Origin of the sequence: Dokdonella fugitiva (assembly GCF_004342425.1) — a bacterium.
Lineage (GTDB): Bacteria > Pseudomonadota > Gammaproteobacteria > Xanthomonadales > Rhodanobacteraceae > Dokdonella_A > Dokdonella_A fugitiva.
In genome coordinates this window covers 177,460-200,528 of record NZ_SLWQ01000006.1, presented here as the reverse complement: position 1 = coordinate 200,528, position 23,069 = coordinate 177,460, and the positions used below count along the sequence as shown (strand labels likewise).

The following is a 23,069-nucleotide window of genomic DNA, read 5'->3' as shown; positions in this document are numbered from 1 at the left end:
CTTCGGGAAAGATACCTCGATTTCGTCCAAGGTCAGCTCACCGCCGCTGCAAATCTCGCGAACAGGTCGCCTGACAGCGGCTCGACGAGCTTCCAGGTAATCGCCATCGGCCGCTCGCCTTCATGGCTGACGTACGTCGCCGGACCCAGCAGCCAGAAGGCGCGATCGTCGGTCGTCATGCGTGCAAATGGCAGCACGATGCTGCCGCGCCCGGCGTGCTGCTGATAGCGCCGCCCCGTTTCGCTTTCCGCGCGCGTGGTTGACTGGCTCTCCCAATGCAGCAGCTCGCGGCTGATCGCATAGTCGCGGTAGCGCGTGGTCGGCGAGAAGTGGCCGCTGGATTTGTCGAGGGTGATTGCGAGCAGGTCGACCTGCTCGTCGGCCAGCCAGCGCGTGCCTTCGCGCCACTCGGGTGTCTTGAGGCGCGTGCCGTCGCCGAAGGCGGCGAGGATCTCGCGGCGCGTGTAGCGCGCGTGTACGGACAGCGGCACGTCCGGGCGGGTTTCGATGGGACGTGGCACGTGCTCGAGTTGGTCGGCCAATACGTCCATCAGTTGGCCGAGTTCGAGCAGGACCTGGGGATGCTGCCAGATGAGCGCTGCGGCGCTGGGGAGCGTGTCACCCGCGTCGTCCACGCTTTCGGTCAGCATGGTCGCGAGCAGGTGGAACAGCCTTCGATCGTGCAGGCTCATGCTCGCGAGGTCGGGTGGCTCGGAGCGTTGGGCCATGGCCTGGTTGAAGCGGATCCGCAGCGGATCGTCGACATGCACGAGGCGGCGGAGTGCGCGACGAAGCGCGACTTCGGCGGGACCCGCGGGGAGCACCGGCAAGCCGCCCGCGGCGAGCAGGTCCGACCAACAATGCGCGTTCGTGTAGATGTCTTCGAGCGAGAGACCCGACGCATCGAGGAAGCGCTTGAGCGTGATCGCGTCCCCATCCGCAACGCGTTGCAGCTCGCTCGCCTTGGCGGGCCAGGTCGACGGCAAGCTGCTGCGGATGTTGTCGAGCACGGTCCTCGCGGCGACCGCATCGAGCTCCATGTGGCAGCCGCTCGGCAGGAACGGAAAGCCGGCTTCGATCTGCTGGATGAGTTGCTTGCGGCCGCCGGGCAGGAGCGCGCCGAAGCGGCGGTGGAACTGGTATTCCTTGCGATGCTGGCCGACGAAGTCGAGCACGGTGCAGACGGTCTTGCCGGCCTCCAGGCGCAATCCGCGGCCGAGCTGCTGCAGGAACACGGTAGGGCTGTCGGTCGGGCGCAATAACAGCAACGTGTCGACCGAGGGAACGTCGATGCCCTCGTTGAACAGGTCGACCGAAAACACCGCGCGCAGGCGGCCCGCGGCGAGGTCGGTGAGGGCCTGATGTCGTTCGTCGTCGGTCGTATCTGCGCTGACCGCGATACTCGCGAGGCCCGCGTTCCGGAACTGATCGGCCATGAAGCGTGCATGGCCGACTGACACGCAGAAGCCGAGCGCACGCATGCTGGTCGCGTCGGGCACGGTGTCGAGCGTCTTCTGGAGGATGCGCCGCGCCAGCACGTGGTCGCCGGTGACAAGCTTCCCGAGCTCGGCGGCGTCGTAGCCGCGGCCGCGAACCCAACGCACGGTGCGGTAGTCCGCGCCGTCGCTGATGCCGTAGTAGGCGAATGGGCTGAGCCGGTGCTGGTCGATCGCGTCCCACAGGCGCAGCTCGGCCGCGATGCGGTCGTCGAACCAGTGCAGGATCGATTGCTCGTCGCCGCGTTCGGGCGTGGCCGTCAGGCCGAGAAGTTCGCGCGGTCGCAGATGTTTGAGCAGCGCGTCGTACGTGCGCGCCGCCGCGTGGTGGAATTCGTCGATGATGACGACGTCGAAATGGTCCGGCGCGATGTGCTGCGGGCCGGATACGGTCAGGCTCTGGATCGATGCGAACACGTGCTCGAAGTGTCGCGGCCTTTCGCCGCCGACCCAGCGTTCGCCGAAAGCTGCATCGCGTAGCGCATGCCGGAATGTCGCGAGGCTCTGGTCGAGGATCTCACGGCGATGCGCGACGAACAGCAGGCGCGACCGCGGAAGCCGCGCGCGCAGTCGTTGGTAGTCGAGCGCGGCCATTACGGTCTTGCCGGTACCCGTGGCCGAGACGAGCAGGTTGCGATGGCGGCCTTGCAGGCGCGCGAGTTCAATTTGTTCGAGCAGGCGCGCCTGGAACGGTTCCGGGCGGATCTCGATCGGACTCAGGTAGACGCGAGGGCCGCTCGATGCAGACTGCACATGTTCTCGGAACTCGTCGGCATCGAACGCGCGGAACTCGCCGCCGTTCCAGTAGCTGTCGAAGATCGCGGCGAACTTGTCGATGACGTCGGGGTTGCGCGCGCCCGAGATACGCACGTTCCATTCCAGGCCACTGACCTGCGCGGAATGCGTCAGATTGGACGAGCCGATGAACGCGGTCGAGAATCCCGTCGCGCGATGGAACAGCCAGGCTTTCGCGTGCAGGCGCGTGGTCGAGGTGTCGTAGGACACGCCAATCTCCGCGCCGGCGTCACGCAGGCTCGTCAGCGCCGCGAGTTCGGTCGAGCCGGTGTACGTCGTCGTCAGCACGCGCAGGCGCCGCCCGGCGTCGACGTGGCGACGGAGCAGGTCGATGAGCGGCCGTATGCCGGTCTGGCGGACGAAGGCCATCAACACGTCGATGCGATCCGCCGAAGGAATCTCGGTGCGCAACTGGTAGCCGATGCGCGGCTCGCCGGGCGCATTGGTCAGTAGGGTGGTATCGAGCAACGGGGTCGCCGGTTGCGACAATGACTCGGGCGAGCCGTCGGGATTCGTGCCGGCGATCGCGCGCAGCAAGTCGCCGGCCGCGGAGGGCAGGTCACCCGCGTCGACGGCGCGACTCGCATCCTGCAGCAGTGCGCCGATCTCGCGTGCGAGGCGCATGCCGACTTGGGTCCGCTCCTTCGCATCGAGTCCGGTGATGGCGCGGCGGACGAGATGCCCGAGATGGAGCGCGATGCGATCGGGCGCTTCGGCGGGATCGATTGCGCTGCGAACAGGCACGAAGCCAGCCTCGATGCGGCCAAGCCGCTCCTCGAGCGCCGCCGTCACGAGTTGTTCGTACAGCCCACGGACCGGATTCCCCATGCTGCCAGGCTAGCGCCCCGGGGCGTTGCCGCCAAGGGAACGCATGAACAACGCCGGTGCGGAGCGGTAGGAGGTGCGGCTTCTCGCAGGTGCGGTCGCGCATAGGGTGCGCTCCGGCAGGAATACCGCGGTGTCTGCACGAGGCGCCGCACGACCGACGGTCGCCTGCCGCGCACACGTTCGAAATCATGCCTTCTTCTGCGGACGTTTCCCTACGCCCGGCATCGCCGTGATCTGCGTCATCCACGCCGCGATCTGCCGCTCGTCGATGTCGTCGACGGAGGCGAGTTCGACGCCGCGCGTCGCCTTGCCCATCGCCACCGGCGTCACGGGCGGTACCGGGTCGAGCATTACGCCGTTGACGAACATGAGTTTCACGTGGCTCGCGAACGCGCCGCAGCAGAAGCACCAGCCGTCGCCGACGCCGTAGTAGGGCATGCCCCATTTCACGCTGCGCTGCAGGCCGGGAAGGGTGCGGGCGGCGAGGGCGTCGATGCGTTCGGCGATGGCACGTTGCGGCTGCGGCAGGCTGGCGATGTAGGCGAACACGGGTGCGTCGCCGACGGCGGCTTTGGCGGGGCTGGCTTTACCGTTGAGGGATTGGGGCAGCGGCGCGGTGGCTGCGGGATCGGTCGACGCCTTGGATGATTTCCGCGGCGCGGAGGTGGCGGGTGTGGCCATTTTTCGGGTCATCGTGATCGCTCCCTGTGGTTCCGTGGAAAGGCTTCGTGGGTACGACGAGCGGGGACGATGGGGATCGACAGCGGGGGCGCCTCGACAATGTTGGGGCGGGCCGCGGCGGCACGCGCTGCGCGCGTACCGCCCTACGCGCGTACCGCCCTACGCGCGTACCGCCCTACGCGCTTCGGCGTGGGTTGATGCCGATTCGGCGAGAAATCGGTAGGCCATGGCCCATCCTATGGCTCATGATGCCGCCGGCAGGCGCGACCGTGCCGAGCGACCCATCCGGAGGCTTCGATGACCACTCGCCGTGACCTGCTCAAGTTGGGTGCGCTCGGCCCCATGCTGCCGTCCCTCGCGTTCGCGCGCGACGCCAGGCCGGTCGGCAAGGCATCCAAGTCGCTCGACATCCTGATCCTCGGCGGCACCGGCTTCACCGGCCCGTTCCAGGTCAACTACGCACTCGCGCGCGGCCACAAGGTCACGCTGTTCAACCGCGGCAAGCGGCCGTCGCCGGAATGGCCGGGGCATGTCGAGCAGCTGTTCGGTGATCGCAATACGGGCGATCTCGACGCGCTGAAGGGGCGCCGGTGGGACGTATGCATCGATAACCCGACGACGTTGCCGTTCTGGGTGCGCGATGCGGGCAAGGTACTCGCAGGCAAGGTCGCGCACTACCTCTTCATTTCGACGATCTCGGTGTATGCGGATGGCAGCAAGCGCGGCATCGACGAGGGCGACGCGCTCGCCGTCTACCAAGGCAAGGACGCGATGGGCGAGACGCAGGCATCGCTGCGCGCCGATCTCGAACGCCTCTACGGCCCGCTCAAGGCGCTGAGCGAAGCCGAAGCGCGCCGGCAATTCGGCGAGCGCGTGACCATCGTGCGACCGGGCTTCATCGTCGGGCCGCGCGACGAGACGGACCGCTTCACCTACTGGCCGCACCGCGTCGCGCAGGGCGGCGAGATGCTGGTGCCCGGCGACGGTGCCGATCCGGTGCAGTTCATCGACGGGCGCGACCTTGGCGAATGGATGATCCGGCTCGCGGAGGCGGGCACGCCCGGCACGTTCAACGCGCTGGGTCCGGCGAAGCCGACGACGATGGACGCGGTGTTGCGCGCCTGCGAGAAGGCGACGGGCGCGAAGCCGACATATACGCACGTCGCGCCGGAACTCCTCGAGGCACGGCAGGCCGACCTCCCGATCTGGGTGTCGCGCAAAGGCAGCCTGGCCGGCTACGGCGCCGTCAGCAACACGCGCGCGCTCCGCGCGGGCCTCACCTTCCGCCCGCTCGAAACCACCATCACCGACCTCCTCGCGTGGTTCCGCAGCCAGCCGGCCGAACGCCGCGCCAAGCTCCGCGCAGGCCTCACGCGTGAGCAGGAGTCCGACCTGCTCAAGGCTTGGCGGGCACGATCCGCCTGAGCGCGGCGGCACGCCGGCACCGGAGGGCCAGGCGCCGACACGCAGGTGCATGAAGCGTGTTGCCTTTCAGGGCAGACGCAGCCCGCGAGGCGGATCCGCCGCTGCGCGGCTTGGTTCGCCTACGGACCTTGCGCATCGGCGCGACGACGAAGCGTCGGGCGGTTCCGCGCCTGAGGCCGGAGCCGCCGCAGTCGGAGCGCCCCGCGAAAACCTTGGCCCCGGTCTGTCTGCAACCCCGGTCCTTTTTCGTATCGGCTACTGAACCCCGATGGGAGGCGCCCGCGAGCGCTCCCGGGGCCGGGCTCGACGCCCGCGAACCGTTCATTACCCGAAGGAAAAGGACGTGCCATGAAACCGATACGACCCGCGCGCGAGCGCACCGGCCATGTTTCCGAACGCGTGCCGCGCCGTGCGCGCTGGCTGGTGATGGGCCTCCTGGCCGCGATCGCGGCGCCCGCCTGGGCCGACGTCTATACCATCAACTCCAGTGGCGACACCGACCAGGATCCGTCGATCACCGACCACTGCGCCGCGATCGGCGATACCTCGCACTGCACCCTGCGCGCGGCGATCAAGTTCGGCAATGGCCGTTCCGGCAGCCACGTCATCAACATCGGCGTGCCGGCGATCACGATCGTCAATGGCAGCCTCACCCAGATGCGCGCGCCGTTCACCGTCAATGGCAACCACGCCACGATCAACGGCAACGGCCACGGCTGCTTCGATCTCATTGATTCGGGCACGGCTGCGCTCGGCCATGCCGATGGCGCCAGCGGCTCCAAGCTGTTCAACCTCGTGATCGGCAACTGCAGCGGCGCCGGCATCAGCGCCAACGGCCACGACTACGTGTTCACCGGCAATTTCATCGGCGTGAATGCCGCCGGCGTGCTGGCGATGCCGAACAGCGGCCACGGCATCTCGGTGTCGGCCTCGCACGTCTACCCGGACACGAGCTCGAACTTCCTGCTCAACCTGTACCAGAACTTCCCGGTGCAGCCGGTCGACCCGTCCGGCATCCAGGCGTTCTCGAGCAACCTCGCCACCGCGCTCGCCTCGCTGCACCCGGTGCTGATCAGCAACAACGTGATCTCCGGCAATGCGCAGAACGGCATCGAGATCTTCAGCGAGAATCTCGCCGCGGTCACGGTCAGCGGCAACATGATCGGCACCGACGCCAGCGGCAACGTCGCGATCCCCAACGGCGGCGACGGCGTGCACCTGGTCGGCTCGACGTTCGGCAACCTCATCGGCCCGGACAATGTCATCAGCGGCAACGGTGCCAATGGCATCCGCGTCGATGCGGGCAGCGTGTTCCTGCCGAACTTCATCATGGGCAACCGCATCGGCCTCAGCTCCGGACTGCAGGGCGTGCACATCGGCAACACGCTCAACGGCATCGTCGCCAACACCAAGCCCGACACCGACCCGACGAGCTTCAATCCGAGCATGACCTCGCTCGTGATCGGCCCGGGCAACGTCGTCTCCGACAACAAGGGCGCGAACAACAACGGCTTCCCCGATACGCTCGGCAACGACAGCGCGGGCATCCTCATCACCGGCTCGAGCAACGGCGTGAAGGTGCTCCACAACACCATCGGCTTGGCCGAGTTCCCGGCCGGCACGCCGCTCAATTCGAGCGCGTACGGCAACGCCGGCGACGGCATCATCGTGACGTCGACCGGCAACGAGATCACCAACAATGTGATCGCCGCCAACGCGCGCCATGGCATCGTCGTCAAGGGCAGCTCGACCGCGAGCACGCGCATCGCCGGCAACTCGATCGGCGTGAGCCCGGCGTTCGCCGGCAACATGACGCTCGGCAATGGCGTCGACGGCATCCACATCAATGCCGCGAGCGCGACCACGATCGGTGGCGCGACGGCATCGGAAGCGAACACGATCGCCGCGAACAAGCGCAACGGCATCAAGCTGCGCAACGGCGGCGGCGACCAGAACGGCTGGGCCAACCTGTTCCGTCGCAACCGGGTGTTCGGCAATGCGAAGGCGTTCGCCGGCATCGACATCGACCTCGAGCATCCGGAGAACGCGGCCGATGGCCCGCATTCGGAAATCCCGGCGAACTACGCCAACCGCGACCAGGCGCCGCCGCAGATCTGCGCCGGCAATGAAGTCTCGGGCGTGTGCGCGGGTTCCTCGCCGCCGACGAGCGACGGCAGCCTGAGCTTGCAGTGGACGATCAGCACGCATGGCGTGGCGAACTTCCGCATGGAGTTCTTCGTCATCGATGCGCTGACGACGACCGGAGCGACGTCGATGACGCTCCTCGGCGAGCAGCTCGTTACGACGACGGTGGCGGGCACGCCGGCCAACAGCGCCGCCTGCTCCGGCGGGCGCTGCACGGCGACGTTCGGCAGCGTCGCGCCGGGGCGGCGCATCGTGATGACCGCGACCGACATCACGCCGCTGACCGACACGCCTGCGGGCGGCGGTGGCTGGCAGGCGATGCTCAAGTGCTTCGCCGGCAACAACGGCATCATCCTGGCGGCGTGCACGGCGAACAACACGTCCGAGTACTCGAACGCCGTCGGCGTCGTCGGCAACGACCGCGTCTTCAAGAGTGGATTCGAGGCGCCGTGATGTGGCGGCGGCTCCCCTTCCGCGCGGCGGGAGGGGAGCCGTACTCGTGGTACTCGTAGGGCGAACCCGGCGTAAAGCCATATCACCGTTCGCGTTGAGCGCAGCTCGCGCAGCGAGCGGAGTCGAAAACGCCCGCGAGGTCCCCGACCGCCCTCCGACGCCGGCCCTGCGGGCCTGCGCCCAGGCGAACGGAGACGTGTACGTCGTCCGCACGACGCGGAGATGGGTGCGTCGGGCAACCTCGCGACACGCGCGACCATCGGAGCTTCGTCGGCACGCGCAGCGCGTACCGCCCTGCGCGCGATGCCGGCGCCTACGAGGTGTCGCGTTGCACGCGCGTGCGGTACGCGCTCACGTTGTCGCCGCGGATGCGCGTCTCGCGCGTGCCGATGATCTCGTCGATCTTGGTGTCCGTCCCGGTGATGGGCTTCGCCTCGACCTTGGTCTCGCGCTCGAACGCGTGCGACTTGTCGGTGTTGCGGTAATAGCGGTACAGCGCCCAGTACAGGCCGGTCGCGCCGGCCGGGCCGAGGGCGAGCAGCCAGAGGCCGCCGTCGTCGCTCATGACAGGTGCTCCATGATGTTCACGAGTGGGCGAGGATCCACAGCACGATGCTTTCGAGGACGGTGCCGACCGTGAGCGCGGTCGCGAGCAGCTTCCACTGTTGCACCGGCACGCTGCCCATCGTCTCGCCGGTGCGGCCGTTGACGGCGATGTAGTGCAGCATGCCGCCGTTGCTGCCGGGCTGGTGGTAGGAGTACAGCCACACCGGCAGGTACATCGATACCCAGCGCGTGCCGCGCACGTCCAGGCGTTCGCGCTCCCAACGCACGCCGCGGCCGTAGCGTTTCACCGACGGCTCGACTTGCGCGCGCGCGATCGACAGCAACTGGTCCTCGAGGCGCGGACGCAGCGCCTCGACGTCGCGGTCGCGCTTCTCGGACGTGAACCCCGCGAGGTAGGACGCGTTCCACTTCACCGCGTTCTTGGTGTCGAACGGCAGGATCGTATTGATGATGTTGTTGGTGTTGCGGCGCGTGTCGAGGTTGCCGCGCTCGGACGACGACTCCAGCGGCAGGTCGTCGACGGTGAAGTCGACGTGGCGCTCGACGCGATAGACGTCGGCATCGTAGTAGGTCTTCTTGTTGTCGCCGCTGCCCTTGGTGTAGCGGCGCGTCTCGATCTCGCCCTGGCCGCGGATGTCGGCGCTCGCGTTGGCGTCGATGATCATGTACGGCAGGTACACGCCGACGACGTTCTCGGGCGTGAACTGTTCCTTGAATTCCTTCAGCGCGAACAGGCGGCGCTTGTCGACGAACTGGCGGATGCGCGCGACCGCGTCGTCCTTCCTGATATGGAATGGCAGCACCGCGTCCGGCACCGCGCCGTTGGCGATCTGCTCGTTGACGCCGAGCACGTGCCGGCACCAGTGGCAGCGCGCGGTCATCGCGTTCTCGGTGTTGATGGTGACTTCCGCGCCGCAGCCGCTGCACTTGAACGTCATCAGCGCCTTCGCGTCGGCCGCGATGTCGCGCGCGCCGGAGGCGATGACCGTGCCTTCGAGCTGGTCGATGCCCTCGCCGAGGCCGAACTGTTCCTCGACGCGTTCGCTCTGCCACTGGTGGCGGCAGTACAGGCACACGAGCAGGTCGCTGCCGGGCTTGTGGCGGACCTCGGTCGAACCGCACTTCGGGCAGCGGTTGACGCCGTCCTCGAGTTCCTTCGAGGCGGTGTCGATCGCGACGGGGTCGGGTGCCTCGAGTTCCTTGCGGATCGGCTCGGGCATCGTCGCCGGGTCGATGCCGGTCTGGCCGGGTAGGGGCGGTACGTCCTGCGGCGAACCGGGGCCGGTGTAGCGCGGCCCCGATGGCGGGTTGGCGTTGGACATGGTGTCGTGCGGTCCGCGAATTCGGGTAAGCCATCGTGTCGCCGCCATCCCGGCTTTCGCCGGGACGACGGCGGTGGGGGTCGTCTGCCGAATCGCTACAGCCCCAGCGCCTTGCTCTTGAGCGCGTCGTAATCCGCCTGCGTGATGAGGCCGAGGTCGAGCATCTCCTTCGCCTTCTTGAGCTTGGCGACCGGATCGTCCGCGGCCGGCGCGGCCGGTGCGACCGGCTGTTGCAGGCCGCCGAGCCCGCCCATCATGCCCGACGCCATGCCGATGCCCATCATGCCCGCGCCACCGCCGTTCTCGCCCGCGGCCTGCAGGCCCGCGGCGACGCTCGCCTGCAGGTTGGAATTGCCGCGCGCGCCGGACAGCGCATCCGCGCGCTGCACGTTCTTGAGGAGCTCGCGCGTGTTGGCGTCGTACTCGATCGAGACGATCGCGGTCTTGACGATCGCGAGGCCGCGATCGGACTTCCACTGGTACGCCGCTTCCACCGCATCCGACAGGCTTTTCGCGAAACCGATCGAATCCTGCTGGATCTTCGTGATGCGATTGCCCTTCGACGGATCGTTCGTGTAGAGGCTGAACGCCGGCGCGAGCGAACCCACCACTTCATTGAAGAGCTGCGCCGCCGCCGCGTTGTCCATGTCGGTGAAGTCGAACACCTGGCCCGGCTGCAGGTAGGTCGCGGGCACGAAGTTCTTCGCGAACAGGATCGGGTCGACGATCCTGAGCGTGTACGAGCCGCGCGTGATCGCGCCGACCTGCGTATTGAGGAAGCCGTCGTCCCAGTAGATCTCCGACTGCGTGCCGAAGCGGTTGTCCGGCAGCTCCTTCAGCGAGACGAAGAACGCCGCCTGCTGCGAGCCCGGCTGGCCGCCGAACTTGAAGCGCTCCCAGCTCTGCTTGATCAGCGAGTCGACGAGGCCGCCGCCGGTGAAGATCGACTTGGAATTGATGTCGTCCGAGCGCCACTCGTAGCCGCCGGCTTCCGATGCGAAGCCGGTGATCTTGCCGTCCTGGAACAGCAGCAGGCCGTAGCCTTCCGGCACGACGATCTTCGAGCCGTCGGTGATGATGTTCGACGAGCCCTTCGTGTTGGAACCGCGCCCGGCATTCGTGCCGCGCGGCACCGCGGCGAACAGCGCCGCCGTCGCCGGCAAGCCGTCCGGCACCGTGTAGAAGTCCTTCCACTGGTCGGCGAGCGTACCGCCGATTGCCCCCACCGCTGCCTGCACAAGACCCATGACGTCTCCCGCGTTTCCGCGGCCGGCACCGTGCCGGCCTGCGTGTGCAATATACCTTCCCTGAGGGGTGGGGCCAGTGACGGAAGGCGTGGGGCCGGTGTGCGTTGCGTCTCGCTCCGGTTTCCCTCACCCGCGCCTGTCGGCGCGACCTCTCCCGCAAGTGGGAGAGGAGACAGCTGTTTTCCCTGTCCCGCTTGCGGGAGAGGGTCTGGGCGAGGGTCTTCGGAGCGAGACACGCGATTCGCCACCACCGACACTTGCACGACGCATTCCACGTCACCGAGACTCGACCGGCCCCTTCCACCGGAGTCGTCCATGGATCGCTCGTTCAACCTCGGCGCGCTCGCCTTCGCGCTCACGCTTGCCTGCGTCGCGCCGCACGCCTACGCTGACACCAAACCCGCCACGGCGGCGACATCCGCCAGCGCCGCCGCCGACAAACCGTCGAAGACGCCGCACAACGCGACCTTCATCCTCCCCGCCGGCTGGTCGCAGAAGGCGGAAGGGAAGGGCGTGATCCTCACGCCGCCCGAGAACGACGGCTCGCGCATCGCGATCATGGATGCGTCCGCGAAGACCGCCGACGAAGCGGTGGAGCAGGGCTGGAAACTGCTCAAGCTCTCGCCGAAGTTCCTCGTCGCCAACGACGCCGCGCCACGCGACGGTTGGGAGCAACGCCGCTTCTACGACTACGACGTGCCACCGAACGCGAAGCGCGCGGTGTACGCTGGTGCGTTCCGCCGCGGCACGAAGTTCACCGTGCTCGTCGTCGACATGGACCAGGCGCTCGCCGAGAAGCGCGCCTCGCAGCTCGGCAAGATCAACCAGCGCCTGCTGCCCGCCGACTACAAGCGCGAATCGTTCAAGGGCCGCACCGCGCACACGTTCGACGACGCGCGCCTCAAGCAGGTCGCCGACTTCGTCGAGCACATGCGCAGCGAATACGACGTGCCCGGCGTCGCGATCGGCATCGTGCAGGACGGCAAGGTCGTCATGGCGCAGGGCTTCGGCGTGCGCGCGCTCGGCAAGCCGGAAAAAGTCGACGCCGACACGCGCTTCATGATCGCCTCCAACACCAAGGCGCTCACCACGCTCATGCTCGCCAAGCTCGTCGACGCGGGCAAGCTCGACTGGAACGCGCACGTCACCGACGTCTACCCCGCGTTCAAGCTCGGCAATGCCGACACGACCAAGCAGGTGCTCGTGAAGCACCTCATCTGCGCCTGCACCGGCCTGCCGCGGCAGGATTACGAATGGCTGTTCGAGGGCGAGAAGCAGACGCCCGAAAGCGTGATGGCCACGCTCGGCACGATGCAGCCGACCAGCGCCTTCGGCGAACTCTTCCAGTACTCCAACCCGATGGCCGCCGCGGCCGGCTTCATCGGCGGGCAGATCGCCTATCCAGGCAGCGAGCTCGGCAAAGGCTACGACCAGGCGATGCAATCGCTCGTGTTCGATCCGCTCGGCATGAAGGACACCACGTTCGACTACGCCGCCGCGCAAACCGGCGACTACGCCGCACCGCATGGCTACGACATCGACCACGTCGTGCGCGTGATGGGCATGGGCCTAAACGACACGATCCGCGCCTCGCGCCCCGCGGGCGCCGCGTGGAGCACGGTCAACGACCTGCTCAAGTACGTGCAGATGGAAATCCGCAAGGGCCTCCTGCCCGACGGCACGCGCTACATCGGCGAAGCCGCGCTGCTGGAGCGCCGCCAGCCGCAGATCGCGCTCGGCGTCGACCGCGATTATGCGATGGCACTGATGGTCGACAAGAGCGACGGCGTTACCATCGTCGACCACGGCGGCGACATGGACGGCTTCCACTCCAACATGATGTGGTGGCCGGATCAAAAGGTCGGCGCGGTGATCCTCACCAATTCCGACGAAGGCGTGATGCTGCGCGGGCCGTTCAAGCGCCGCCTCAACGAACTCATGTTCGACGGCGAACCGCAGGCCCTCGCGACCGCCGACGCCAATGCCAAAGGCAGCCGCGCCTCGTGGGACGCGCAACGCAAGCTCATCCAGTACCCCGCCGACGCCGCCGCCCTCGCCACGCTCGCGCCGCGCTACCACAGCGACGCACTCGGCGACATCATCGTCACGAAGGAAGGCGGCAAGGCCTGGATGGACGTCGGCGCCTTCAAATCCGAGATCGCCACCAGCCCGCAAACCGACGGCAGCCTCGCCTACGTGATGATCGACCCGATCGCGAGCGGCTTCCTCCTCGTGCGCGCCGACACCGACACCGAACGCCGCCTCATCGCCCGCGACGGCCAGCACGAGTACGTCTTCACCGAAGTGAAGTCGTCCGCCGACAAGGGCTGACGGACCGAGGTCGTCGCACCATCGCACGACCGCCGCCCTCTCCCGCTCGCGGGGGAGGGCAGGGTGGGGTAACCCGACGCCGCCCACCGACGTCATTCCCGCGAAAGCGGGAATCCATTTTGATCTTTATCCCCCGCACGCCTCCCGCCTCACCCACAGCGCTCTGTCTGCCCGATTCGCGGCATGACGCTGATCTCCCTTACCCGGCCGCGCCTCAGCAAACAATGGCTTCAGGGTCGAACAGTCGTCGCGAAAACAGGGCACCGCGAAGCGAAGCGGCTCTCCATGCCTCCATGAACCGGTCCGTGCAGAAGATCCTATTGTTCGGGTCTTGGGGAACGCTGAACAGATCGGAGCCGTCCCATCTTCCTGCGTCGAATGCCGGGGTCTTGATGACGCCGATTCTTCCCTGCAGGCGATGCGGCTGCGGCGAGCTGATCGTGTTCGCTTCGTCTAGGCAATCGACGAAGTTCGTGAGCCACACTTGGAAGAATGTATCTTCTTCCTACCCACGATCACCAGCGGCTTGGTGATGACTCCCCCGCGCGCCGCCTTCCCGAGCGACTCCGGCCCTCCTGGCCTGCGCCGAGGGCGAACGGAGCGGTATGCATCGTTCGTACGAGGCGGAGAACCGAAAGGCATGCGTCGTCGCATGTTCCCGGTCACGACTTCGCCGACAACGCGCCGAGTTCCTCGAGGTCGAGATCGCGTTCGAGTTCGTGCAGCGTGTCGTCATCGATTTCGCCGGCGCGGTGCAGGCGGATGAGTTCGGCGCGGCCGATCGCGACGGCGGCGAGCACGAGGTCGAAGTGTGCGTGCAGCATCGGCGAGTAGTGATCGGGGCGCGCCGCATAGTTGATGCTTGCGCTGGCCCTGCGCTGGTAGCGATCGAGCAATTGTGGATGGACGAGCTTGCCGTCGGCGTCGTAGGCATTGCGCTCGACGATCGCGAGCTGCACCTGGGCCATCGCCGCCTCCGCTTCGTGCATCGTCAGCGGCGGTTTTTCGGACGGCGCTTCCGACAGCCTCGCCCAGGCGATGACGCGATTGAACGTGGTCGCCTGCAGCAGCACGGTGCCGAGGATCACGACCGAGGCGGCGACGAGGATGAAGTCGTGGCCGGGGAACGCGTCCGGCACGCTCAGCGCGAGCGCGAGCGTGACGACGCCGCGCACGCCGGCCCAGCTCAGGACGGTGGATGCACGCGGCCCGATCGGCGCGTGGCGCGTGAGGCCGATGCGCCGGCACGCGAGGATGATCGCGTCGGAGGCGAACATCCATGCGAAGCGTGCGGCGGTGATCGCGGCGAGGATCGCGAGGCTCGGCACGCCCATCGTTTCGATGATCGGCCCGAGGCCGCCGGCGCGCTCGATCACGCCGCGCAGCGACAGGCCAATGAGCATGAACACGCCGGCCTCGATCAGGAAGATCATCGTGTCCCAGAACGAACCGCCGCGCATGCGCGCCGACGCCGAGATCACCGTGTGCGCGTGCCAGCTCACGATGAGGCCGGTGGTGACCGTGGCGATCACGCCGGACACGTGCACGCGCTCGGCGAGCAGGTAGGCGATCCACGACAGCAGCGACGTTGCCGCGATGATGAGGTATTCGTCGTCGAGGCGGCGCGCGAGCTTGACCCAGGTGTAGCCGACGATGCTGCCGATGACCGCGCCGCCGACCGCGAGCAGCACGAACTGGCCGATCGCCGCACCCGCGCTGAACTGGCCCGTGATGCCTGCGGTGATCGCGAAGCGGAACAGCACGAGGCCGGTCGCGTCGTTGAGCAGGCTTTCGCCTTCGAGCAGGATCCTGAGCCGCCGCGGCAGCTTCACGCGCTCGAGCACGGCGCGCGCGGAGACCGCATCCGGCGGCGCGACGACCGCGCCGAGCGCCGCGCACGCGGCCCACGGCAGCGACGGGACCAGGAGGTGCGCGACGACCGCGACCACGAGTGTCGTGAACAGCACCGCACCGACCGCGAGCGCGGCGATGCCGATCGTGTGCCGCTTCAACTGGCCGAGCGCGATCACCCACGCGCTGTCCATGAGCAGCGGCGGCAGGAACAGCACGAGCACGAGTTCGGGATTGATCGGGAACGAACTCAGCCCCGGCGCGAAGGCGAGCGTCGCGCCGCCGACGATCAGCGCGACCGGCGGCGGCAGGCCCGCGCGATGGGCGAGGTAGTGCAGGACGATCATCGCGAGGATCATCGCGATGGTCAGCTGGAACAGGTGGACGAAATCCATGGCGGCGTTCCCGGCATCGATCGGCGAACTGTCGCCGAAATCAGGTCGCCGCGTCGAGATGCCGCGCCGGACCCGCGAACGGTCCGGCGCGTTACCTTCAGGCCGTCACGATGCCCCGGTGCGGCGTCGTGATGAGTCCGTCGAGGTCGTAGCCCTGTTGCACGGCGGTGTCGAGGAACGCGCTGCGCGTGGCCGGGTCGATCGTCGGCGTGCGCGACAGCAGCCAGAGGTGCCTGCGATCGGGCGTGCCGACGAGCGCCGTGTGGTAACCGCCGTCGATGCGCAGCACCCAGTAGTCACCCTTCGTGAAGGGGACCCAGCGCAGGCCTTCGGGCATGAAGCTGACTTCGAGCTTGGCATTGCCGCTGCCTTCGACGACCGTCGCCTTGCCGATGGCCTGCGCGGGTTCGCCTTCGCGGTCGAGCGCGCGGTTGTCGACACGCACGCTGCCATCGTCGTCGAGCGTGTAGGTCGCGGTGATGTCGGTGTAATCGGCGGGCTCATGCCGCTCCGGCAGGCGCGCGATCTCGTACCAGGTGCCGAGATAGCGATGCAGGTCCAGCGAGGGAACGGTGCGCGGTTCGTCGTGCGTGTCCATCATGGGTTTCCCTTGTGGCGGAGCGGCTCGTTGTAGTCGGCGCGGCGTGAATCCCGCGGAACGCCGCGCGCACGGGCGTCGGCGATCGTTCAGCCGCGTTCGGGCATGCGCACGTGACACGGTTCGAACCGCCTATGCAGAGGTGAAGTCAGGGCGCGCTGTCATGGCCACTGCGCATGCGCCGCGAAGACCGGGCCGCGGCGGGCCCGAACCAGGTTGCGAGCGCCTCCGCGAGGCCTTCGTGCGAACCTTCCCCGACCCATGCGACGTAGCCGTCCGGACGCACGAGGACGGAGCCCGGCGCCGGTACCGTGCCGATCGCGGGCAGCTCCCATGGTCCCTCGCACCGCGCAGCGACGTACTGCACGCGATCGCGCCACCCGGCGATGTCGGGGGCCGCGCGTCCACTGAAGTCGAGCAGCAGCGGCCGCGCCTCGTGCAACAGCGTGTATGTGCGCAGCGCGCCGCCTTGGGTGGCGAGATCGAGATCGGGCATGCGCCGCCCGAGCAGCGGGTGGCCTTCGCCGAGGTCGTAGCGGATCGCGAGCCCGCTCATCTCGGCCGCGAACGCGCGCCGCGCATCGTCGGCGCCAAGCAGCTCGACCATCACCGCCGCGAGTGCCTTGGTGCGTTCGTCGCTGCGGCCGAGCGCGACCTGCGCCATCGTGTTGCGCAGCACGCGTGCGCCGACGGCGTGACGCTCTGCATGGTAGGTGTCGAGCAGGCCTTCGGGTGCGGCGCCCCTGACGACCTGCGCGAGTTTCCAGCCGAGGTTGACCGCGTCCTGCACGCCGAGGTTGAGACCCTGGCCACCGACCGGCGGATGCACGTGCGCGGCGTCGCCCGCGAGCAGCACGCGACGGTCGCGATAGGTCGCGGCCTGGCGCGTCGTGTCGTTGAAGCGGGACATCCAGATCGGGTCATGCAGGCCGAAGTCCGTGCCGTAGACCGCGACGAGCGCGTCGCTGATGTCACGCAGGGTCGGCTCGCCCTCCGAAGCCAGCTCGCGTTCGGTCAGTACGAGGCGCACGAAGCCGTCGGTGCCGGACTTGCCGATACCGTGCGTGCCGATCGCATCCTCGCGCATGCCCCATGCCGGTTCGTCGCTCATCCGCGTCTCGGCGATGAGCCAGCTCCTGGTCGCATCCCAGCCCGGGAACCCGATGCCCGCGGCCTTGCGGACGACGCTGCGGCCGCCGTCGCAGCCGACGAGGTAGCGCGCGCGCAACGACGTGCCGTCGCCGAGCCGCACCTCGACGCCGTCGTCGTCCTGCACGAAACCGACGACCTCGCGTCCGCGCAGGATCGGCACGCCGAGCTCGCCGACCCACGCGGCGAGCGTGCGCTCGATGTGGCCCTGCCACAGGCCGAGCGTGTATGGATGTCGCGTCGGCGTGTCGCTGATGTCGAGCTGCGCCGGATGCGCGTGCACGACCGGATGGCGCGTGCCCTGCAGGACGAAACGCTCGGCGATGCCGCGCTGGTCGAGCACTTCGATCGTGCGCACGTGCAGGCCGCCTGCGCGCGAACCTTCGAGTTGCTCGCTCGCGCGCCGCTCGACGATCACGGCGTCGACGCCCGCGAGCGCGAGCTCGCCCGCGAGCATGAGCCCGGTCGGCCCGCCGCCGGCGATGACGACGGCATGCTGGTCGCGCTTGCGCGCGGCATTGGATGATGGCTGGTGATTCATGGCGCCTCCGGCCCGTTCGAGGCCGGCGATTGGGCGCCTTGGGCGGGGGCTTGCCGCAAGCCCCCGATGGTTTAGGATAGTGAAACGGGGAAGGGCGGATTTGCGGCGCATTCGTTCAGCATCGGACGGATGCAAGCGTCGCAAGGCAGATCAAGGCGCGTAGCGCGAATCCGCCGCCGTGCCGGCGCAACGGAACAGCAAGGGCATCGCGACTGATGTCGCTCCTGCATGCAAGCACCCGCGCGCGTTTGTGGAGACCAGGCGCCGCGCGGCACCGGGGCGCGACGGTCGCGCACAGGGTGCGCTCCTGCAGATGGTGTCGCATGCCGCGTTCGTGGGAGCGGCGGAAGCCGCGATGCTTTTCGCAGTGCAGGATTTGCATGAGATGAGCAAACGCACGCGTCGCCTTCCGCTGGATCTGCGCGACCTGACCGGCCGCGAAGACGTCTTTCGCCTGTCCGGAGCGGTGAAGCGCGCTGCGGACGTCGGTGCATGGCTGCGCACCGGCCCGACCGAGCTGCGCTCGATCGCACGCACGTGGTTCGAACGCCTGCGTGCCTGCGGCGACGACGTGCGCGAGCTCATGCACGACGGTCAGCCGACCGCCTGCGTCGGCGACGCGGCGTTCGCCTACGTCGCGACGTTCAAGGCGCACGTCAATGTCGGCTTCTTCCACGGTGCCGCGCTCAGCGATCCTGCGGGTCTGCTGCAGGGAACGGGCAAGGCGATGCGCCACGTCAAGCTTCGGCCCGGCGGGAAGGTCCACGAAGCGGCGTTGCTGGCGTTGATCCACGCGGCCTACGCGGACGTGCGTGGCCGGCTGGACGGCGAAGGCGTTTCGTAGCCGAGCCGACGCTGGCGCGTGCGTGGGAAATCGGCCGTTCATGGTCGAACCGCGACGATGTGTCGCCATGCACACGAGAATCCGCATAGGCTGCGCCGGCTGGTCGATCGCGACGACGCAGGCGGATGCATTCCCACACGAAGGCTCGCACCTCGAGCGCTATGCGCGCGTGTTCGCTGCGGTCGAAATCAACTCCTCGTTCCACCGGCCGCACCGCCCGCAGACCTATGCGAAGTGGGCCGGAATGGTGCCGGCAGGCTTCCGCTTCGCGGCCAAGATGCCGCGCGTGATCAGCCACGACCGGCGCTTGGACGATTGCAGGTCGGAGCTGAAGTCGTTCCTCGGGCAGGTGGATGAACTGGGCCGGAAACTCGGCGTGCTGTTGCTGCAACTGCCGCCGAACCTCGGATTCGATGCGGCCACGGCGCTCGCGTTCTTCAGGCAGTTGCGCAAGCTGCACGAGGGGCCGGTCGCGTGCGAGCCGCGCCACGCGTCATGGTTCACGGCCGCGGTCGACGCAGCCTTGCGTGACCTCGGCATCGCCCGCGTCGCCGCCGATCCCGCGCGCGTCCCGCGCGCGGCGGTGCCGGGCGGCGATCATGCGGTCGAATACATCCGCCTGCACGGCTCGCCGCGCGTGTACTACGACGCGTATGCGGATGCCGCGCTCGGGCGCATCGCGGCGCGCCTCGCGCGACGCAGCGCGCGCACGCGCGAGCGGTGGTGCATCCTCGACAACACGGCCGGGCGTCATGCGACGAGCGATGCGTTGAAGCTGCAGGCACTGGTGAGGGCGCCGGGGCGTGGGTAGGGCGATTCGCGATGGCGAGGGTTGCGCGGAAAAGCCGCGCTCCCGAAGGTCATGTCGTCGCGCGATTCGATGTCGATCGGCGTGTCGCTCGTTCGTCGCATGTGGTGAAGGCCGGAAAGCCCGGCCCTTTTGTCCATCCATCATCGAGGAATGCACCATGAAGATCAGCGTCGAAAGCCACGTCCACGCCCCCGTCGCCGCCGCCTGGCGCGCGTACACGACGCCGGAGGACATCCTGCGCTGGAATGCGGCGAGCGAGGACTGGCACACGACCGCGTCCACGGTCGATCTGCGCGAGGGCGGCGAGTTCTCCTCGCGCATGGAAGCGAAGGACGGCAGCTTCGGCTTCGATTTCGCGGGCACGTACACGAAGGTCGTGCCCAACGAGCGGCTCGAGTTCTCCTTCGGCGATCGCGCGGCCGTCGTCGAGTTCGCGCCCGCCGGCGAGGGCGTCGACGTGCGCGTGACGTTCGACGCCGAGACGGAGAATCCGGTCGAGATGCAGCGCCAGGGCTGGCAGGCGATCCTCGACAACTTCGCGCGATACGTCGAAGGCAAGGGTTGAGCGGAACCGTAGGGCGGTACGCGCACGACGCGTGCCGCCACCAGCGCAGCGCAGGATGCATTGCGACTTCCGCTGCTCCCACATCAACGCGGCGCATATCACCTGCAGGCGCACCCTTGTGCGCGACCGCCGCGCCTCGATGCATCGCGACGTTGCGGTCGCCCCCACAGGGTGGGTTCCTGCAGTCACCGCGCGTGCGACGGGAGACCGTCCGGTCGTCCTGGGGCGCAGGATGACAAGGTTGTCAGCCAACTGACATCGTGATCCCGCGAAGATGCATTGCACAGACGCCACCGACACGTCGGCGCCGGTCGTCGATCATGCGCGATTGGCCCGTTTCAGGCCAAAATCACGCGGCGCCGCAACATCCGGCGCAAAATGTGCGCCCGTCTACAAATTGAGGAAAATCGTTTGACAACGTTGTCAATCCGCGCGCACGCTTCGGGGCGGATTTCCACGTCGGTCGCGGCGCTGCACTTGCGGCCGCCGCAATCGATCACGGAGTCGGTCGCGCGGATCGAATGCCGCGTCCGGTTCCATGGTGACCGCCGCGCGTGCGGCGGCCGATCTGCATTTGCTCGTGACACGTCCGACCGACTACGGCATGGGGTGATCGACATGAGCCACATCGCAAGCCTCGCCTGACCCGAGCCGCGTCGCTCCGCGCGCGGCCTTTCCGTGCTGCCTTCACTGCAGGCGCGTCGCGCGCCTGCCGCGGTTTCGCATTGCCCGCGATCGGGAGAGAGCGATCGCGGGCGGAGAGAGCGGCCGGGCCCTCCCGGCCATTGTTCAACGACGACAACCGGAGCACGACCATGCCCGACTTGATCCGCAGACTTCGATTCCTGCCATGGCTGTTCACGCTCGCGTGCAGCGCCTGCGCGTTCGCGCAGACCGTCAACTGCAACGGCGTTGCCGCATGGAACGCGAGCACGATCTACAACCCCGGCGACCGCATGACCTACCAGGGTCGCCTGTACCAGGCCCTCGTGCCGATCTGGAACGCCGCACCGAACTATTGTCCGTCGTGCGGCTGGTACCAGGACCTCGGCGCTTGCGGTGGCGGTGGCACGAACCAGCCGCCGAGCGTGTCGGTCACCGCGCCGGCGAACGGCAGCACGTTCGCGGCGGGCGCGAACATCACGGTGAGCGCGACCGCGTCCGACAGCGACGGCAGCATCACCAAGGTGGAGTTCTTCCGCGGCACGACCTCGCTCGGCGTCGACACGAGCGCGCCGTATTCGGTCACGTGGAGCAACGCGGCGGCTGGCAACTACAGCCTCACCGCGGTCGCCACCGACAACCAGGGCGCATCGACGACGTCGAACGCCGTGTCGGTCGCCGTGCAGGCCGCGCAGAACGACACCACGCCGCCGAGCGTGCCGACAGGGCTCGCCTCGCCGTCGCAGACGGATACGACGATCAGCCTCGGCTGGAACGCGTCGACCGACAACGTCGGCGTGACCGGCTACGACGTCTATCGCGGGGGCAGCCCGCTCGCGACGGTCAGCGGCACCACCTACACGGCGACCGCGCTTACGCCATCGACCGCATACACGTTCCAGGTACGCGCGCGCGACGGCGCCGGCAACACCTCCGCGCTGAGCGCGCCGGTCAGCGTGAGCACGAAGGCGACGCCGCCGCCCGGCAGCAAGCGCGTGCTCGGCTATTTCGCGCAGTGGGGCATCTACGCGCGCAACTACCGCGTGAAGAACATCGACACCAGCGGTACGGCGGCCAAGCTCACGCACATCAACTACGCGTTCGGCAACGTGCGCAACAACCGCTGCGAAGTCGGCGTGAACATCCCGTCCGACCCGAACACGGGCGCGGGCGGCGACGCGTTCGCGGATTACACCAAGGCGTTCGGCGCGGCGGAGAGCGTGAGCGGCGTCGCCGACACCTGGGACCAGCCGCTGCGCGGCAACTGGAACCAGCTCAAGCAGCTCAAGGCCAAGTACCCGGGCCTCAAGGTGCTGATCTCGCTCGGCGGCTGGACCTGGTCGCGCGGCTTCTCGAGCGCGGCGCGTCCGGAGAACCGCCAGGCTTTCGTCGCTTCGTGCATCGACGCCTACATCCGCGGCAACCTGCCCGCGAGCGACGGGGCGGGCGGGGCGGGCGCGGCCGCGGGCGTGTTCGACGGCATCGACATCGACTGGGAATACCCGGTCGCGTGCGGCCTCAGCTGCGGCAGCGCCGAGGACGGCGCGAATTTCACCGCGCTGCTCGCCGAGTTCCGACGCCAGCTCGACGCGGTGCGTCCGGGCCTGCTGCTCACGATCGCGGCCGGCGCCGGCGTCGACAAGATCCGCGTGACGGACCCGGCGACGTATTCGCAGTCGCTCGACTTCATCAACGTGATGACCTACGACTTCCACGGCTCGTGGGATGCGCAGACCAATCATCACTCGGCGCTGTTCGCCTCGCCGCAGGATCCGTCCACCGGCGACCAGAAGTTCTACAACACCAACGACGCGATCGAGGCATTCCTGTCGCGCGGCGTGCCACCCGCCAAGCTCTCGCTCGGCATCGGCTTCTACGGCCGCGGCTGGACCAACGTGCCGGCCGGCAGCAACCACGGCCTTTACCAGTCCGGCAGCCCCGCGCCCGGCACGTACGAAGCGGGCAACGAGGACTACCACGTGCTGAAGAACCTCAACTACCCGATCTACACCGACAACGCCGCGATGGCGACGTGGGCGTACAACGGCACGACGTTCTGGAGCTACGACACGCCCGCGATGATCCAGACCAAGATGAGCTACGTGAAGACGCAAGGCCTCGGCGGCGCGTTCTTCTGGGAGTTCAGCGGCGACGACGCGCAGGGCACGCTCGCGACCGCGATCAGGAACGGGTTGCAATGACCCGGCGCGGCTGATCCCGCGCGATGGATGCGGGCCGCCCCGGCTTCGGCCGGGGCGGTTCGTACGCAGAAACCGTAGGGGCGGTCGAGCCGCGCACCGGCGCTACGCGCCTTGGTCCGCCCTATCCGATGGGGCGCCGGCGCGACGTGCACGCGAGGGGC

15 protein-coding genes are annotated in these 23,069 nt (G+C 68.2%); 7 read left to right on the top strand and 8 right to left on the bottom strand.

What is annotated here, in order from left to right; translation table 11 throughout:
- Nucleotides 1–32: 32 nt before the first annotated feature.
- Together EV148_RS12225 and EV148_RS12220 are read right to left on the bottom strand one after the other, a co-directional pair.
- The gene (locus EV148_RS12225; RefSeq protein WP_131998609.1) at nt 33–3,119 is read right to left on the bottom strand and encodes a DUF3427 domain-containing protein; all 3,087 of its coding nucleotides are present in this window, start codon (nt 3,117–3,119) and stop codon (nt 33–35) included.
- Between the two features lie 186 nt (nt 3,120–3,305).
- Complete coding sequence (locus EV148_RS12220) at nt 3,306–3,800, bottom strand: DUF1801 domain-containing protein (RefSeq protein ID WP_241988073.1); 495 nt, start codon at nt 3,798–3,800, stop codon at nt 3,306–3,308.
- Nucleotides 3,801–4,097: 297 nt separating this feature from the next.
- Between EV148_RS12220 and EV148_RS12215 the strand changes: the two genes are divergently transcribed.
- Together EV148_RS12215 and EV148_RS12210 are read left to right on the top strand one after the other, a co-directional pair.
- Complete coding sequence (locus EV148_RS12215) at nt 4,098–5,225, top strand: NAD-dependent epimerase/dehydratase family protein (RefSeq protein ID WP_131998605.1); 1,128 nt, start codon at nt 4,098–4,100, stop codon at nt 5,223–5,225.
- A 348-nt stretch (nt 5,226–5,573) separates the two neighbouring features.
- Nucleotides 5,574–7,823, top strand: a complete 2,250-nt coding sequence (locus EV148_RS12210) for a right-handed parallel beta-helix repeat-containing protein (protein ID WP_131998603.1) — start codon at nt 5,574–5,576, stop codon at nt 7,821–7,823.
- Nucleotides 7,824–8,136: 313 nt separating this feature from the next.
- Here the strand turns inward: EV148_RS12210 and EV148_RS12205 are convergent, their stop codons facing one another.
- The 3 genes from EV148_RS12205 to EV148_RS12195 form a co-directional block, all read right to left on the bottom strand.
- Nucleotides 8,137–8,388, bottom strand: coding sequence for a hypothetical protein (locus EV148_RS12205; RefSeq protein WP_131998602.1), 252 nt, complete (start codon nt 8,386–8,388; stop codon nt 8,137–8,139).
- Nucleotides 8,389–8,407: 19 nt separating this feature from the next.
- Nucleotides 8,408–9,712: a TFIIB-type zinc ribbon-containing protein gene (locus tag EV148_RS12200; protein ID WP_131998600.1), complete on the bottom strand. Its 1,305-nt coding sequence runs from the start codon at nt 9,710–9,712 to the stop codon at nt 8,408–8,410.
- A gap of 95 nt (nt 9,713–9,807) precedes the next feature.
- On the bottom strand, nt 9,808–10,959 hold the full coding sequence (locus EV148_RS12195) for an SPFH domain-containing protein (protein ID WP_131998598.1): 1,152 nt from the start codon (nt 10,957–10,959) through the stop codon (nt 9,808–9,810).
- Between the two features lie 315 nt (nt 10,960–11,274).
- On the opposite strand from EV148_RS12195, the gene EV148_RS12190 reads away from it, so the two are divergent.
- Nucleotides 11,275–13,290: a serine hydrolase domain-containing protein gene (locus tag EV148_RS12190; protein WP_131998596.1), complete on the top strand. Its 2,016-nt coding sequence runs from the start codon at nt 11,275–11,277 to the stop codon at nt 13,288–13,290.
- A 662-nt stretch (nt 13,291–13,952) separates the two neighbouring features.
- Here the strand turns inward: EV148_RS12190 and EV148_RS12185 are convergent.
- From EV148_RS12185 to EV148_RS12175, 3 genes are all read right to left on the bottom strand, one after another.
- A complete protein-coding gene (locus EV148_RS12185) occupies nt 13,953–15,536 on the bottom strand; it encodes a Na+/H+ antiporter (protein ID WP_131998594.1) in 1,584 nt (527 codons plus the stop codon).
- 97 nt (nt 15,537–15,633) lie between these two features.
- Entirely contained in the window at nt 15,634–16,134 is a 501-nt protein-coding gene (locus EV148_RS12180; protein ID WP_131998769.1) for a lipocalin family protein, read from the bottom strand.
- 148 nt (nt 16,135–16,282) lie between these two features.
- Nucleotides 16,283–17,824 (bottom strand): FAD-dependent monooxygenase, encoded by a 1,542-nt coding sequence (locus EV148_RS12175; protein WP_131998592.1) that lies wholly within the window; start codon nt 17,822–17,824, stop codon nt 16,283–16,285.
- 385 nt (nt 17,825–18,209) lie between these two features.
- Between EV148_RS12175 and EV148_RS12170 the strand changes: the two genes are divergently transcribed.
- The 4 genes from EV148_RS12170 to EV148_RS19100 all read left to right on the top strand — a co-directional run bounded on the left by EV148_RS12170 (nt 18,210) and on the right by EV148_RS19100 (nt 22,908).
- The gene (locus EV148_RS12170) at nt 18,210–18,668 is read left to right on the top strand and encodes a DUF1801 domain-containing protein (protein WP_131998590.1); all 459 of its coding nucleotides are present in this window, start codon (nt 18,210–18,212) and stop codon (nt 18,666–18,668) included.
- Nucleotides 18,669–18,735: 67 nt separating this feature from the next.
- Nucleotides 18,736–19,479 (top strand): DUF72 domain-containing protein, encoded by a 744-nt coding sequence (locus EV148_RS12165; protein WP_199222772.1) that lies wholly within the window; start codon nt 18,736–18,738, stop codon nt 19,477–19,479.
- A 157-nt stretch (nt 19,480–19,636) separates the two neighbouring features.
- Nucleotides 19,637–20,044, top strand: a complete 408-nt coding sequence (locus tag EV148_RS12160; RefSeq protein WP_131998586.1) for an SRPBCC family protein — start codon at nt 19,637–19,639, stop codon at nt 20,042–20,044.
- An 815-nt stretch (nt 20,045–20,859) separates the two neighbouring features.
- The gene (locus tag EV148_RS19100; protein ID WP_131998584.1) at nt 20,860–22,908 is read left to right on the top strand and encodes a glycosyl hydrolase family 18 protein; all 2,049 of its coding nucleotides are present in this window, start codon (nt 20,860–20,862) and stop codon (nt 22,906–22,908) included.
- Nucleotides 22,909–23,069 lie beyond the last annotated feature (161 nt).

Excerpts from the sequence above, each read along its gene's own strand:
- EV148_RS12225 (WP_131998609.1), bottom strand. The coding sequence starts at position 3,119 with ATGGGGAATCCGGTCCGTGGGCTGTACGAACAACTCGTGACGGCGGCG.
- EV148_RS12220 (WP_241988073.1), bottom strand. The coding sequence starts at position 3,800 with ATGGCCACACCCGCCACCTCCGCGCCGCGGAAATCATCCAAGGCGTCG.
- EV148_RS12215 (WP_131998605.1), top strand. The coding sequence starts at position 4,098 with ATGACCACTCGCCGTGACCTGCTCAAGTTGGGTGCGCTCGGCCCCATG.
- EV148_RS12210 (WP_131998603.1), top strand. The coding sequence starts at position 5,574 with ATGAAACCGATACGACCCGCGCGCGAGCGCACCGGCCATGTTTCCGAA.
- EV148_RS12205 (WP_131998602.1), bottom strand. The coding sequence starts at position 8,388 with ATGAGCGACGACGGCGGCCTCTGGCTGCTCGCCCTCGGCCCGGCCGGC.
- EV148_RS12200 (WP_131998600.1), bottom strand. The coding sequence starts at position 9,712 with ATGTCCAACGCCAACCCGCCATCGGGGCCGCGCTACACCGGCCCCGGT.
- EV148_RS12195 (WP_131998598.1), bottom strand. The coding sequence starts at position 10,959 with ATGGGTCTTGTGCAGGCAGCGGTGGGGGCAATCGGCGGTACGCTCGCC.
- EV148_RS12190 (WP_131998596.1), top strand. The coding sequence starts at position 11,275 with ATGGATCGCTCGTTCAACCTCGGCGCGCTCGCCTTCGCGCTCACGCTT.
- EV148_RS12185 (WP_131998594.1), bottom strand. The coding sequence starts at position 15,536 with ATGGATTTCGTCCACCTGTTCCAGCTGACCATCGCGATGATCCTCGCG.
- EV148_RS12180 (WP_131998769.1), bottom strand. The coding sequence starts at position 16,134 with ATGGACACGCACGACGAACCGCGCACCGTTCCCTCGCTGGACCTGCAT.
- EV148_RS12175 (WP_131998592.1), bottom strand. The coding sequence starts at position 17,824 with ATGAATCACCAGCCATCATCCAATGCCGCGCGCAAGCGCGACCAGCAT.
- EV148_RS12170 (WP_131998590.1), top strand. The coding sequence starts at position 18,210 with ATGAGCAAACGCACGCGTCGCCTTCCGCTGGATCTGCGCGACCTGACC.
- EV148_RS12165 (WP_199222772.1), top strand. The coding sequence starts at position 18,736 with ATGCACACGAGAATCCGCATAGGCTGCGCCGGCTGGTCGATCGCGACG.
- EV148_RS12160 (WP_131998586.1), top strand. The coding sequence starts at position 19,637 with ATGAAGATCAGCGTCGAAAGCCACGTCCACGCCCCCGTCGCCGCCGCC.
- EV148_RS19100 (WP_131998584.1), top strand. The coding sequence starts at position 20,860 with ATGCCCGACTTGATCCGCAGACTTCGATTCCTGCCATGGCTGTTCACG.